13 protein-coding genes are annotated in these 13,355 nt (G+C 68.1%); 9 read left to right on the top strand and 4 right to left on the bottom strand.

Annotation, left to right across the window (positions count from 1 at the left end; translation table 11 throughout):
* Positions 1-2: 2 nt before the first annotated feature.
* On the bottom strand, positions 3-1,433 hold the full coding sequence (locus tag GS4_RS23350; RefSeq protein ID WP_007625250.1) for an MFS transporter: 1,431 nt from the start codon (positions 1,431-1,433) through the stop codon (positions 3-5).
* Positions 1,434-1,598: 165 nt separating this feature from the next.
* On the opposite strand from GS4_RS23350, the gene GS4_RS23345 reads away from it, so the two are divergent.
* The 5 genes from GS4_RS23345 (at position 1,599) to GS4_RS23325 (ending at position 5,440) form a co-directional block, all read left to right on the top strand.
* On the top strand, positions 1,599-1,955 hold the full coding sequence (locus GS4_RS23345; protein ID WP_007625248.1) for an ArsR/SmtB family transcription factor: 357 nt from the start codon (positions 1,599-1,601) through the stop codon (positions 1,953-1,955).
* 76 nt (positions 1,956-2,031) lie between these two features.
* Positions 2,032-2,868 carry a thymidylate synthase gene (locus tag GS4_RS23340; RefSeq protein ID WP_007625246.1) on the top strand — a complete coding sequence of 279 codons (837 nt, stop codon included), beginning with the start codon at positions 2,032-2,034 and terminating at the stop codon, positions 2,866-2,868.
* Positions 2,869-2,876: 8 nt separating this feature from the next.
* Positions 2,877-3,380 (top strand): dihydrofolate reductase, encoded by a 504-nt coding sequence (locus GS4_RS23335; RefSeq protein WP_007625245.1) that lies wholly within the window; start codon positions 2,877-2,879, stop codon positions 3,378-3,380.
* 4 nt (positions 3,381-3,384) lie between these two features.
* On the top strand, positions 3,385-4,608 hold the full coding sequence (locus GS4_RS23330) for a winged helix-turn-helix domain-containing protein (RefSeq protein ID WP_007625243.1): 1,224 nt from the start codon (positions 3,385-3,387) through the stop codon (positions 4,606-4,608).
* 64 nt (positions 4,609-4,672) lie between these two features.
* On the top strand, positions 4,673-5,440 hold the full coding sequence (locus GS4_RS23325; protein WP_007625241.1) for an HAD-IIB family hydrolase: 768 nt from the start codon (positions 4,673-4,675) through the stop codon (positions 5,438-5,440).
* A gap of 9 nt (positions 5,441-5,449) precedes the next feature.
* Here GS4_RS23325 and GS4_RS23320 read toward each other — a convergent pair whose 3' ends face one another.
* Positions 5,450-6,310: a tyrosine-protein phosphatase gene (locus GS4_RS23320; protein WP_051989829.1), complete on the bottom strand. Its 861-nt coding sequence runs from the start codon at positions 6,308-6,310 to the stop codon at positions 5,450-5,452.
* A 68-nt stretch (positions 6,311-6,378) separates the two neighbouring features.
* The gene (locus tag GS4_RS23315; protein WP_040511676.1) at positions 6,379-8,151 is read right to left on the bottom strand and encodes an alkaline phosphatase D family protein; all 1,773 of its coding nucleotides are present in this window, start codon (positions 8,149-8,151) and stop codon (positions 6,379-6,381) included.
* Positions 8,152-8,386: 235 nt separating this feature from the next.
* On the opposite strand from GS4_RS23315, the gene thyX reads away from it, so the two are divergent.
* The 4 genes from thyX to GS4_RS23295 all read left to right on the top strand — a co-directional run bounded on the left by thyX (position 8,387) and on the right by GS4_RS23295 (position 12,878).
* Positions 8,387-9,139 carry an FAD-dependent thymidylate synthase gene (gene thyX, locus GS4_RS23310; protein ID WP_007625235.1) on the top strand — a complete coding sequence of 251 codons (753 nt, stop codon included), beginning with the start codon at positions 8,387-8,389 and terminating at the stop codon, positions 9,137-9,139.
* A gap of 72 nt (positions 9,140-9,211) precedes the next feature.
* Positions 9,212-10,117, top strand: a complete 906-nt coding sequence (gene dapA, locus GS4_RS23305) for a 4-hydroxy-tetrahydrodipicolinate synthase (protein WP_174344042.1) — start codon at positions 9,212-9,214, stop codon at positions 10,115-10,117.
* A 13-nt stretch (positions 10,118-10,130) separates the two neighbouring features.
* Positions 10,131-12,203: a ribonuclease J gene (locus GS4_RS23300; protein WP_007625231.1), complete on the top strand. Its 2,073-nt coding sequence runs from the start codon at positions 10,131-10,133 to the stop codon at positions 12,201-12,203.
* A 42-nt stretch (positions 12,204-12,245) separates the two neighbouring features.
* Positions 12,246-12,878 (top strand): TIGR03085 family metal-binding protein, encoded by a 633-nt coding sequence (locus GS4_RS23295; protein WP_007625230.1) that lies wholly within the window; start codon positions 12,246-12,248, stop codon positions 12,876-12,878.
* A gap of 77 nt (positions 12,879-12,955) precedes the next feature.
* Here the strand turns inward: GS4_RS23295 and GS4_RS26280 are convergent, their stop codons facing one another.
* Positions 12,956-13,276, bottom strand: a complete 321-nt coding sequence (locus tag GS4_RS26280) for a hypothetical protein (protein ID WP_245555809.1) — start codon at positions 13,274-13,276, stop codon at positions 12,956-12,958.
* Between the last annotated feature and the right edge of the window lie 79 nt (positions 13,277-13,355).

The following is a 13,355-nucleotide window of genomic DNA, read 5'->3' as shown; positions in this document are numbered from 1 at the left end:
GATCACGGTGCAGCAGTTGCGGCGAGGCGCGAGTCCGGTGATCGCGGACTCCAGATCATGGTCAGCGCGATGGCCGCCGCAACGGCATAGGCGAGTCCCATCAGTCCGAAACACCACGCGGCGCCGGTGGTCACACCGGACGTCGCACTCAGTACGACTCCCATCGCGGCAACGCCGACGAGAGTGCCGATCTGCCGGTTGGTGTTGAGCACCGACCCGGCCGCATTGGCGTTCGACACTCCCGCCGAGTCGACCAGTGTCGCGGTCATCGCGGGTGAGATGATCCCCGCTCCGATGTTGGCGGCGCCGAGCGCAACGGCGAGCACCCAGTAGGGGGTCGTCGACGAGATCGACACCATGGCGAACGATGCGATCGCGGCGACCATCAGGAACACCGCGAGCAACAGCCCGTTGGAGAACCGGGCCGAGATGCGCGTGTAGACGAGATTGCCGAAAGGGAACCAGATCGTCATCGGGAGCAGTTCGATGCCGGCGCGGAAGGCGCTCGAGCCACGTGCGTTCTGCAGGTACAGCGCCACCATGAACATCCCACCGTAGAGCGCGAGGTTGAAGAGGAAACCGACGATGTTCGCACCGGAGAATTCTCGGCGGCGGAACAGGTCCCACGGCATGACGTGATCGGCCGTACGCCGTTCGTGGCCGACCAGGAGCAGGGCGGATGTCATCGCGACGACATAGGCGACTGCCAGCGGCGCCGACGACCATCCCAGTCGCGGGCCCTCGATCAACGCGAAACTGGCGGCGGCCAGCCCGAGGATCCACAGGGTGTGTCCGGTGGCGGTGAGTCGCACCGGTCGTCCCGGCGAGACGGGGACGACGCGGCGGGTCAGAAGGATCCCGATCAGGCCGATCGGAAGGTTGATCACGAAGATGCTCCGCCAGCCGAAGACGTCGACCAGTACGCCTCCCACCGTCGGGCCCACGCCTGCCGCGGTGGCGACGATGGCCGACCAGAGCCCCAACATCCTGGTGCGTGATCGTTGTTCGGGAAACGACTGCACCAGCAACGACAGCGAACTCGGCATGAAGAGCGCCGCACCAGCGCCCTGGAGCACACGAGCTGCGATCAGCGCATCTGCGCCGGGGGCGAGTGCGCAGCCGGCGGAGGCGACGAAGAACACGGCCATGCCGATCAGGTAGATCCGCCGCGCGCCGCCGCGTTGTGCGAGACCGCCGCCGAGCATCAGCAATGCGCAGAACGCGAGTACGTAGCCGTCAACGATCCAGGTCAGTTGAGAAAGCGATGCGCCGACGTCCGAACTGATCGCCGCGCCCGCGACATTGACCACGGTGACGTCGAGGGAGGCCATCACGAATCCGGTGGCCAGTGCCACCAGCGTCCATCCCGGCGCAGGGCCGGACGGTCGGGTGGTTCGGTCGGGAACGCCGAGATCGGGAGCATCGGTGGGCATCGTCATCCTCCTCGCAGTTCACTGCTTCGGGTGAGAGATCGCAGCACGTCGTACCGAGCCGATTGGATCATCTATCACGATGAGCGTCAAACTATGATGAACATCGAACTACGATGGTTGTCGTATGATCGGAGGAATGGCGAAGCGACAGGGAGCGGGGGCGACATGACGGAGCAGACCGGCGTGGATGTCGACAGTCGGATCGGCGATCACCTGCCGGCTTCGGACATCACCCTCCAAGGGGTCCTCGACGCACTGGCCGACCCGGTCCGACGGACGATCGTGCGTGAGCTCGCCGAATCCGGGCAGCAGCTGTCGTGCGGCGTCTTCGACATCGACGTGTCGGTCTCCACGAGGACGCACCACTTCAAGGTCCTGAGGCAGGCGGGAATCATCCGTCAGCGCTATGAGGGAACCGTGAAACTGAACGAACTGCGCCGCGCGGACCTCGATGCGGCGGTGCCGGGCCTGGTGGAGGCGATCGTCGGTGCGCCGGAGTCGGGTTCGCGTGGTTCACGCTGAGGGGGCGCGCGAGCAGTTCGCGGCACAGCCCACGGCCAACCGTGACTTCACCGACTCCGGTCGTAGACTGGGCGCCGTGAGCACGCCCATCGTTGCAGCGACCTCACCCGGCGCCGCGATCCCCACGCCGTACGAGGACCTGCTGCGCCTGACCCTCGAGACCGGGACGCCCAAGGGTGACCGCACCGGAACCGGGACCCGCAGCCTGTTCGGACACCAGCTGCGGTACGACCTCGCCGAGGGCTTCCCGCTGGTCACCACCAAGAAGGTGCATCTCAAGTCGATCGTCTACGAATTGCTGTGGTTCCTACGCGGCGATTCCAACGTGCGATGGCTGCAGGAGCGTGGCGTGACCATCTGGGACGAGTGGGCCGCGCCGAACGGTGACCTGGGGCCGGTCTACGGGGTGCAGTGGCGCAGCTGGCCGACCCCCTCGGGCGAGCACATCGACCAGATCTCGGCAGCACTCGAACTGCTGCGCTCTGACCCCGACTCGCGGCGCAACATCGTCTCGGCTTGGAACGTCGGTGAGATCCCGCAGATGGCCCTGCCGCCATGTCATGCGTTCTTCCAGTTCTACGTCGCAGACGGCAAGCTCTCGTGCCAGCTCTACCAGCGCAGCGCCGACCTCTTTCTCGGCGTGCCGTTCAACATCGCCTCGTATGCGCTGCTGACACACATGATGGCCCAGCAGGCCGGGCTCGACGTCGGTGAGTTCGTCTGGACCGGCGGCGACTGCCACATCTACGACAACCACGTCGACCAGGTGCGTCGACAGCTCGAACGTGAGCCCTTTCCCTACCCGCGGCTGGCGTTGCGACGGCGGGATTCGTTGTTCGACTACGAGTTCGACGACATCGACGTGGTCGGTTACCAATCGCATCCGGGCATCAAGGCCCCGGTGGCGGTCTGATCGGCACCGTGACGGAACAGCGTCGGATCGAGCTCGTCTGGGCTCAGGATCGCAATCGGGCCATCGGCAAGGGCAACACGATCCCGTGGCGGGTCCCGGAGGACATGCGGCATTTCCGTGAGGTGACGGGCGACTCGCCGGTCATCATGGGCAGACGGACCTGGGACTCCCTGCCTGTTCGCTTCCGTCCGCTCCCCGGGCGACACAACATCGTCGTGAGTCGCGATGCCGCGCTCACCCTCGACGGCGCCGACGTGGTCGGCTCGGTGGAGGCGGCGCTCGATCACGACGCGCCGCGACTCGCGGTGATCGGCGGGGGTCAGATCTACACGGCGGCACTGCCGTTCGCGACCGCGGTGCGGCTCACCGAGATCGACATCGCGGTCGATGCTCCCGATGCGTTCGCGCCGGTGATCGACCCGGCCGAATGGCCGGTCACGGAAGCGGGTGAGTGGCTGACCTCGCGTGCGGGCCCCCGGTACCGGTTCGTCGACCACCGGCGGGCGCGCTGACGCGATGGGCCGCACACGGATCGGGGCCGCCGAGGCCCGTCGGATCGCAGTCGCTGCACAAGGACTGGCCGATCCGGAACCCAAGGGGGCGCCGACCATCGCCCACCTCCGTCGGGTAGTCGGCCGCACCAAGCTGTTCCAGATGGACTCGGTGAACATCGCGGCCCGAGCCCACTACATGCCGCTGTTCAGTCGGCTGGGCGCCTACGACCACGATCTGCTCGATCGCGCCGCCTGGCGTACCCGCACCGACTCCCGGTTGCTGGTGGAGTACTGGGCCCACGAGGCCGCGCTGATACCACGCGCCGACTGGCCGCTCTTCGGTTGGCGCATGGCGGAATTCCGCGACGGACGGTATCGGCACACCCGCGAGGTGATGCGGGCCAACCGTGGTCTCGCTGCCGACGTGGTCGCGGTGATCAACGAGACCGGGGCATCGACACCACGCGCGATCGAGGCACACCTCGGTATCGAACGTCCCGCGGGCACCGCAGGGAGCTGGTGGCAACGCGGCGAGATCAAGAACCTCTGCGAGGCGATGTTCGCGTCCGGCCAGTTGTCCGCGGTGCGGGATGCCAACTTCTCCCGGCACTACGACCTGACCGAGCGGGTGGTCGGTTCCGACGTGCTGTCGACCACTGTCGACGACGTGGACGCCCATCGTGAGCTGACCGCTCGTGCGGCATCGGCTCTGGGGATCGCGACGGTGGCCGACCTCGCCGACTACTACCGATTGAAGACCGCGCGGGTGGCACCCGCGGTGGCCGACCTGGTGTCGGCGGGCGTGTTGACGCCGGTTTCCGTCGAGGGATGGCGTGACCAGGCGTATCTGGCCGGCGAGGCTCGCGTACCGCGCCAGGTGACACGGTCCACGCTCCTGTCGCCTTTCGACCCGCTCGTCTTCTTCCGGCCCCGCGCGTTGCGGCTCTTCGACTTCCACTACCGGATCGAGATCTACGTGCCCGCTCCGAAACGCGTGCACGGTTACTACGTACTGCCGTATCTGCTCGGTGACGACATCCCGGCCCGCGTCGACCTGAAAGCGGATCGCAAGTCGGGTGTGCTGCAGGTTCTCTCCGCACACCTGGAACCAGGGCGGCACGCCGAGTCGGTCGCCGCGCGGCTGGCGCTCGACCTGCACACCATGGCCCGCTGGCTCGACCTCACCGAGGTGTCGGTGCATCGACGCGGAGACCTCTCTCGGGCACTACGGCACGCGGTCGCCTGAACGGTGCGTACGCTTTTCTCACTGCCTGACCGATTCCGACTACAGATCTGAGGTGTGGACCCCGATGACGGTGAACTACGACGGGCGCGAATTCAGCCTTGTCATGTTCGATCTCGACGACACGCTGGCGGCGTCGAAGAGCCCCATGTCCGACGAGATGGTCGAACTGTTCCGACGTACGCTGGAAAAAGGCCTGGTGTGCATCATCTCCGGCGGGCGTTTCGAGCAGTTCCAGTCGCAGGTCCTCGCCCGTCTGGGGGTCTTCGATGCGATCGGCAACCTGCACCTGATGCCCACCAACGGAACCCAGTACGTCCGGTGGTCCGGGCAGGGATGGGAAACGGTGTACGCCGAGAACCTCACCGACGAGGAGAAGAAGCGCACCTTCGAGATCCTCGAAGAGGGCGCCCGCGAGCTGGGGTTGTGGACCGACGACACCTGGGGCCCGATCCTCGAGGACCGGGGGAGTCAGGTGACCTACAGCGCTCTCGGACAGGCCGCTCCCGTCGATGCGAAGGCCGCCTGGGATCCGGACGGCTCGAAAAAGGAATCGCTGCGTGCCTACGCCGCCCAGCGTCTCGGTGACCTCGAGGTCCGCAGCGGCGGCTCGACCTCCGTCGACGTCACCCGCAAGGGCATCGACAAGGCCTATGGTGCTGGCCGGCTCATGGAGATCCTGGATCTCGGGGTCGGCGACATCCTGTTCTTCGGCGATCGACTCGACGAAGGGGGCAACGACCGTCCGGTCCAGCAACTCGGCATCGAGTCGATCCACGTGCACGGGTTCACCGACACCCTCGCGCGGCTCGGGGCGATCGTCGACGCCGACTAGCTTCTGCGGTCAGCGGCGGCCGACGAAGTTCGCGATGCCGACCGGGGCCGTGATGGCGTCACGGATCGCGGTGATGTCGGCCTCGGACAGACGGAGTCCTCGCTTCAGGTAGCCGTCGAGACCGCCGTAGACGGAGTCGGCGGCGGCGTACGACGATCGCAGCAAGCCCGCCGACACACCGTTCACCGGGTCGGCCGGACCGGTGTGCCGGAAGGTGTTGCTGGCCAGATAGTCCCGCTCGATCGTCGCGCGGTCGACACCGGCGATGCCGAGCAGCAGCGCGGCGGCCCAACCGGTGCGGTCCTTGCCCGCGGTGCAGTGGAACAGGACCTGACCGCCGCCGTCGATGGTGTCCCGGACCGTGAGCAGGGTGTCGCGGAAGGCCTGCCGTGCTCCCGGATCGGTGACGAATGCCCGGTAGGCAGCGGGGAGATCGACCAGCGTGGTGACCGGAGTCCTGCCGAGGACGTCGAAACGGCGGATCTGTGCACCGGAGACCGGGCGATCGGGCTGGATGGCCTGTTCGGCGGTGGTGCGCAGGTCGATGATCGTCCGGACACCTCGATCCCGGAGCGTCTGCTGATCGGCAGCGGTCAGCTTCGACAGGTTGTCACTGCGGATGATGCTGTCGCGCAGCACACGGCCCCCGGTGGTCCGGTAGTTCGCAAACGTACGGCTGTTGTCGGTACCCACCAGGTCGACCGGCTGCGGAGACGCGGCGACGGGGGTCGGTGTGGACGCCGGCGGCGGCGCCGGAGTCGCGGCGGCCGTGCCGACGACCGGTGAACCGACCGCCAGCGCGGCGGCGATCGCGAGCACGCTCACCGGCGTCGCGGCTCGTCGGTACGCAGGTGTGAGCCGTGTAGTCATGAGGCGATGATCCTGTGTCGGGTCGGCGGTGTCACCGGAATCGCCCGACGAGCCCATCTGGTGTCGGCTCATCGGCGCGGGGTGGTGACGGGCTCCACACGCTGCGAGCCGTTGGGGACGCGGTACGACCGAGCGTGGTAGTCACCGCTGCGCGCGTCGGCCTTGTCGGTGAGGAAGTACCAGTCCATCTGCGCTGCTGCAGGCGTCACGGTGAGAACCGAGTATCCGTGTGCGTCGAAGTCGTTCCATCGCACGTGGCGGTTGACCGCGGTGATCGCGGCGGGAACCGCGGCGCCGACGGTGCGCTCGGGCACCTTGAGGATGTCGTCGATGTTGGACGAGGTCACGGAGGTGACGACCAACTCGGTGGCGACGGTTCCGGAGGCGGGGTAGTCCGCCGCGTTCACCGGGATGTCGCACGCCCACGACGAGTGGATGTCACCGGTGATGAACACGACGTTCGGGACCCGGTTTCGGCGCAGTGTGGTGAGCAGTCGGTTGCGATCCGCCGTGTACCCGTCCCATTGGTCGGCGTTGTAGGGGATGCCGGTGGCCGGCAAGCCCAGCACCTCGGTGAGCGCTGCTGCGTTCCGAGCGTCGAGCGGCGGGATCACGACCGGTGAGATCATCACCGGGTTGCCGACGATCCGCCACCGGGTGTCGGCGGAGACGAGTCCGTCGGTGAGCCAGCGCATCTGCGCAGCGCCGGTGATGGTCCGAGCAGGGTCGTCGATGCGCTTGGACGTCGAGGAGACCTGCTCCGAGCGGTACGTGCGCAGATCGAGCATCGACAGTTCCAGCAGTCGGCCGAATCGAAGTCTGCGGTAGAGGTGACGTCCGCCCGCATCGACGGCCGGTCGGACGGGCATCCACTCGAAGTACGCCTGCTCGGCAGCTGCCTTGCGCGCGGCCCAGGAACCCTCGCTGCGATCGTGGTTCTCGGCGTCAGCGGACCAGGCGTCGTTGGACGACTCGTGGTCGTCCCATGTGCAGATCCACGGCAGTTGCCGATGCAATGCGGCCAGATCGGGGTCGGTCTTGTACTGGGCGTGGCGGATCCGGTAGTCGGCGAGCGTCACGATCTCGTTCCTCGGCAGATGCGGCCGGACCGGACCGGTCTTCCCGGTGTAGTCGCCGCTCGCGTACTCGTACAGGTAGTCGCCGAGGTGCACGATCGCGGTCAGGTCGCGGTGCCGGCGGAGGTGCCGGTACGCGCCGAAGTAGCCGGCCTCCCAGTTCGAGCAGGAGACGACCCCGAAGCGGACCTCGCGGACGTCCGCGCCGGCCGCCGGAGCGGTGCGCGTTCGGCCGACCGGTGACACGGCTCCGGCCGACGGGCCGTCGACGACGCGGAAACGGTAGTGGTACACCGTGTTCGCCGACAGTCCGCGAGCGTCGGTCTTCACCGTGTGGTCGCGATCCGGACCGGTGGTCACCGTTCCCGACGTCACGATCGATCCGAAGGCGGCGTCGCGTGCGATCTCCCAGCGGACCGACGTCGGCGCCCCGGCTCGCGATCCGGGTGTCGCCGCGGCCGTCGGGGTCACGCGGGTCCACAGGATGACGCCGTCGGGTAGGGGATCACCCGAGGCGACACCGTGTGCGAAGACCTGATGCGCGGTTCGAGGAGTCGCGTTCGCCACCGGACCCGACACCGCGAGCGCGGCCCCGGCGACTCCGACACCGACGCCGGCGCGCAACACGTCCCGACGTGTGGCGGTCGGAGCCGGGGTCAGGGTCCCCGGCGAACGGGAATCGATCGGAAGGGAAGCGTCGGCGCGGCTCGTCTCGGACGCAGAGGTGGACCGATCGCCGCGGGGCTGGGCTGGCACGCCGCTCATCATGCGGTATCGGAACCGGACATCGCCATACCCGGGTTCGCCGATGGCGTCCGTCGATCGGCGGATTCACCGAACGGTCGGGAACTGTTCATCCGGCGGTCGACGACGGGGCGGCCGCCGGATTGGCGACGCGGGGTGCGACCCCAACCCAGATCCGGCGTGGGGGACAATCGAGGGTCGGATCAGCTGGTCCGCCGATCGACCGCCACGGTCGATCACGAGGAGAGGAGCGTCCGTGTCCGAGTTGGTGCCGTTGCGGGTCCAGTTGGTGGCCGCGACGTCGTTCACGCCGCCGGCCGACGTCTCGTGGGACACCGACGCCGACGGCGGCGAGGCGCTCGTCGAGTTCGCGGGGCGAGCCTGCTATCAGAGCTGGGACAAGCCGAATCCCCGTACTGCGACCAACGCCGGGTATCTGCGGCACATCCTCGAGGTCGGCCATCTCAGCCTGCTCGAACACGCATCGGTCACCTTTTACATCACCGGCATCTCGCGGTCGTGCACACACGAGTTGATCCGCCACCGACACTTCTCCTACTCGCAGCTGTCGCAGCGCTTCGTGCCCGAGCACGACTCCAACGTGGTCGCCCCGCCCGCCATCCGAGGGGATGCGGAGCTCGAAGAACTCTTCGTCGCGGCGACCGACGCGAGCCGGGCCGCGTACACCGAACTGCTGGAGGCGCTGGAGGCCAAGTTCTCCGACGTCCCCAACGCGATCCTGCGACGTAAACAGGCGCGGCAGGCGGCCCGTTCGGTGCTGCCCAATGCGACCGAGACCAAGATCGTCGTCACCGGCAACTACCGGGCCTGGCGACACTTCGTCGGGATGCGCGCGACCGAGCATGCGGATGTCGAGATCCGGCAGCTCGCGGTCGAGTGTCTGCGGCACCTGACCGAGGTCGCGCCGACGGTGTTCGGTGACTTCGAGATCGGCACACTCGACGACGGCACCGAGGTGGCGACCTCGCCGTTCGTGCTCGAAGGGTGAGCGCGTTCACATGCTGCGCGACACGACCGCCCGCACGCGTCGGCGTCAGATGAGGCGGTAGCCTTGAGCACCATGAACGCAGGTACTTCCCACCTCCAGGCGCACCCGTTCGGGACCACATCCGTCGCGATGGTGACCCCGTTCACCAAGGACGGTGCACTGGATCTGGACAAGGCCGCCGAACTCGCCGACCACCTCGTCTCGCGTGGATGCGACGGGCTCATCGTCTCCGGGACCACCGGGGAGTCACCGACGACCACCGTTCCCGAGAAGCTGGACCTGTTGCGTGTCGTGCTCGACGCCGTGGGCGACCGCGCCCGGATCACCCAGGGCGCGGGCAGCTACGACACCGCAGAGAGCGTCCGCTTCTCGATCGAGGCGGAGAAGATCGGCGCCCACGGCCTCCTCCTGGTGACCCCGTACTACTCCAAGCCGCCGCAGGCCGGGGTGCTCGCGCACTTCCTGACCATTGCCGACGCCACGTCGTTGCCGGTGATGCTCTACGACATCCCGCCCCGTTCGGTGGTGCCGATCGCCAACGACACGATGCTCGCGCTCGCCGAGCATCCGCGAATCCGCGCAGTGAAGGACGCCAAGGGCGACCTGCACTCGGCTGCCGGCCTGATCGCGTCGACCGACCTCGAGTACCACTCCGGCGAGGACGCGCTGAACCTGCCGTGGCTGTCCGTCGGAGCCACCGGATTCGTCAGTGTCATCGGGCATCTCGTGCCCGATCGCCTGCGCGACATGCTGCTCGCCTACGAGAAAGGCGAGGTGGAGACCGCGCGGGAGCTGAACTTGTCGATGCTGCCGCTGGTGAACGCGATGGGCCGACTCGGCGGCGTCACCATGGTCAAGGCCGCTCTGCGCATCGTCGGACTCGACGTCGGCGATCCGCGGTTGCCGCAGGTGCCTGCCGACGGTGCCCAGATCGAAGCCCTGCTCGCCGATCTCCGTGCAGCGGGAGTGATCTCCTGATGAACTCGGGTATGTGCAATCGTCCGATCTGCTCGGGGCGCGCATCGTGACCGGGCCGCAGCGTCGGCGCCGCACGGCGAGCCGCAAGGCCGGGCCGCCCAGCGAGCCCGTGGAGAACGTGGAACCTCGGCACGCCGCATCGCAGGTGTCCGACCAACCGGAGGCCGACAACGCCGGCGGCGGACGGCACGCCCGCGACGGTGTCGAATCCGCCGCTGCCGCATCCGAGAAGAGTTCGGGCGGTAAGCAATCCGGAGGCAATCGATCCGCCGGCGGCTCGCGCGGACAGCGCGCAGGCGGCGGACGTGGTGGCCGCCAGCGTGATGGGGCAGGCCGAGATGGGGCAGGCCGAGATGGGGGCGGCCGGGGACGCGGGATCGAGCCGAGCCCGGCCCAGACCGTCTCCGACCGGCTCGGGACGCCGCCGCGACTGCCCAAGGGCGGACTCCGGGTGGTCGCCCTCGGCGGCATCGGCGAGATCGGCCGCAACATGACGGTCTTCGAGTACGGCGGCCGGTTGCTCATCGTCGACTGCGGTGTGCTGTTCCCCGAGGACCAGCAGCCCGGTGTCGACCTGATCCTCCCCGATTTCCGCTACATCGAGGACCGCATCGACGACGTGGATGCGGTGGTACTGACCCATGGCCACGAAGACCACATCGGCGCGATCCCGTTCCTGCTCCGGCTCCGCGGTGACATCCCCGTGGTCGGATCGAAATTCACGCTTGCGCTCGTCGACGCGAAATGTCGGGAACACCGGCTCCGCCCGACGCTGGTCCAGGTCACCGAGGGTGAGACGGCGTCATACGGTCCCTTCGACTGCGAGTTCTTCGCGGTCAACCACTCGATTCCGGACGCGTTGGCCGTCGCCATCCGCACCCCGGCCGGCGTGGCGCTGCACACCGGTGACATCAAGCTCGACCAGCTCCCGCTCGACAACCGACTGACCGACCTGGCCGGCTTCAGTCGACTCGGTGACGACGGGGTCGATCTGTTCCTGGTCGACTCCACCAATGCCGAGGTGCCCGGCTTCGTCACCCCGGAACGCGAGATCGGGGGCGTCCTCGACCAGGTGATCGGCAAGGCCAAGCAGCGCGTCATCGTCGCGTCCTTCGCCAGCCACGTACACCGCATCCAGCAGATCGTCGACGTCGCCGAGCGACACAACCGACGGATCTGCTTCGTCGGACGATCGATGGTCCGCAACATGCAGATCGCCCAGGATCTCGGCTACCTGCGCGTTCCCGACGGTCTGGTCGTCGACCTCGACACCGCCGCGACACTGCCCGACCACCGATTGGTCTTGATCTCCACCGGTTCCCAGGGCGAACCGCTGTCGGCGTTGTCGCGGATGGCGCGCGGCGAACACCGCCAGATCAACATCCGTGCCGACGACCTGGTGGTGCTCGCATCATCGCTGATCCCGGGCAACGAGAACTCGGTGTTCGCGGTCGTCAACGGGCTCGCCAAGCGCGGGGCGACCGTGATCACCCAGCAGAGCGCCAAGGTTCACGTCTCCGGGCACGCATCGGCGGGGGAGTTGCTGTACCTCTACAACGCGGTCCGGCCCTCCAACGCGATGCCCGTGCACGGTGAGTGGCGCCACCTCCGCGCCAACGCTGCGCTGGCCGTCGCGACGGGAGTGCCCGAGGACCGGGTGATGCTCGCCGAGGACGGCGTGGTGGTCGACCTCGTCGACGGACGCGCCTCGATCGTCGGTCGGGTACCCGTCGGTCACGTCTACGTCGACGGGTTGTCGGTGGGTGACGTGAACGAGTCGACGTTGTCGGAGCGCCTGGTGCTCGGCGAGGGCGGATTCATCGCGATCACCATCGCCGTCGATGCCACCACCGGTCGTCCGGTCAGCCCGCCGGAGGTCTCCGGACGCGGATTCTCCGACGACCCGGGAGCCTTGAAGGCCGCCGCCGAGTTCGTCGACCAGGCACTGGATTCGCTCGCCGCGGAGGGGGTCACCGACACCCATCGCATCGCGCAGACCGTCCGACGTGCCGTCGGTCGCTGGGTCGCCGAGACCTATCGCCGTCGTCCGATGATCGTGCCGACGGTACTGGCCGTCGGCTCCTGACCGAACGCCGGCTCGGGACGCCCTCGTGGCTATGGTGGCGGTGTGAGCCACGCCCAAGATGAACGCACGGCCCTGGTCGCCTCTCTTCGCGCGGCGGGACCCGACGCCCCGACACTGTGCGACGGGTGGCTGACGCGCGATCTCGCCGCCCACCTCGTGATCCGCGAGCGACGACCGGATGCGGCGCCGGGGATCATGGTCGATCGCCTCGCCGGATACACCGAGCACGTCCAGAACCGCACCGCGGCGCGACCCTGGGGCGAGCTGCTCGACACGATCGCCTCGGGACCGCCGATCTGGTCGCCCTACCGACCGGTGGACCGCTGGGTGAATCTGGCGGAGATGTTCGTCCACCACGAGGACATCCTGCGCGGACGCGCCGATCCGGACGTCCGGTGGACCCCTCGGCCGCTGTCGCCCGAGGTCGAACGCGCGTTGCGACCGACCACGAAACTGATCGGTCGGAAGTCGCTGTCCGGACTACCTGCGCGCATCACGTTGCGCACGCGAGCGGGGTCGACACTGCTCACCGTCGGCGACGGTCCGGACGTCACGGTGACCGGGACCGTCGGTGAACTCGTGCTCTACGTCTTCGGCCGCTCGCCGGTGGACGTCGACATCACCGGCGACGACGACGCCGTGGTTGCCGTGGCAGGCGCCGACCGAGGTCTCTGACGTCGCACGATGAGGCGGCGGCCGACACGCTGAAGCGTTACCTGTGTTGCCTATGTGACTGAGGTGACCTCGGCCGACTATTCTGTCTTCATGGCGTCGAGAGCAACCACGGGATCCCGCGCGTCCGCGACGCGTCGGTCGACCACCGGTGCGACCCGGGGCGGGAGCGGCAACGGGACCTCCGCGGGCAAACGCGGTGGAACTGCTGCGGCGAAGCGCGGGACCAGCGGATCACGATCGCAGGCGTCCGGTCGCAGCACCGCAGCCGGAAAGCGCGCGGCAGCCACGAAGAGTACTGGGGCCAAGAAGAACACTGCGGCCAGGAACAGCGCGTCCCGCGGCACCGCCACATCGTCACGGAGTCGTCGGGCTGCACCCGCGGCCGCTTCGGCGGACATCCACCGCGGCCGGTCGGTCGCCGGCGCGGGGGCCTCGGCGGTGGGCCGGGGGATCGGGGCAGGCTTCGGTCTGCTCGCC

Source organism: Gordonia soli NBRC 108243 (genome assembly GCF_000334455.1).
GTDB classification, from domain to species: Bacteria; Actinomycetota; Actinomycetes; order Mycobacteriales; family Mycobacteriaceae; genus Gordonia; species Gordonia soli.
Note: the sequence above shows the minus strand (reverse complement) of the source record. Positions and strands in the feature narration are given on the sequence as shown.

What these genes read in the sequence shown, in the direction of transcription:
- GS4_RS23330 (WP_007625243.1), top strand. Translation starts at nt 3,385, where the DNA reads ATGGGCCGCACACGGATCGGGGCCGCCGAGGCCCGTCGGATCGCAGTC.
- GS4_RS23350 (WP_007625250.1), bottom strand. Translation starts at nt 1,433, where the DNA reads ATGCCCACCGATGCTCCCGATCTCGGCGTTCCCGACCGAACCACCCGA.
- GS4_RS23320 (WP_051989829.1), bottom strand. Translation starts at nt 6,310, where the DNA reads ATGACTACACGGCTCACACCTGCGTACCGACGAGCCGCGACGCCGGTG.
- GS4_RS23315 (WP_040511676.1), bottom strand. Translation starts at nt 8,151, where the DNA reads ATGAGCGGCGTGCCAGCCCAGCCCCGCGGCGATCGGTCCACCTCTGCG.
- GS4_RS23345 (WP_007625248.1), top strand. Translation starts at nt 1,599, where the DNA reads ATGACGGAGCAGACCGGCGTGGATGTCGACAGTCGGATCGGCGATCAC.
- GS4_RS23325 (WP_007625241.1), top strand. Translation starts at nt 4,673, where the DNA reads ATGACGGTGAACTACGACGGGCGCGAATTCAGCCTTGTCATGTTCGAT.
- dapA (WP_174344042.1), top strand. Translation starts at nt 9,212, where the DNA reads ATGAACGCAGGTACTTCCCACCTCCAGGCGCACCCGTTCGGGACCACA.
- GS4_RS26280 (WP_245555809.1), bottom strand. Translation starts at nt 13,276, where the DNA reads ATGTCCGCCGAAGCGGCCGCGGGTGCAGCCCGACGACTCCGTGACGAT.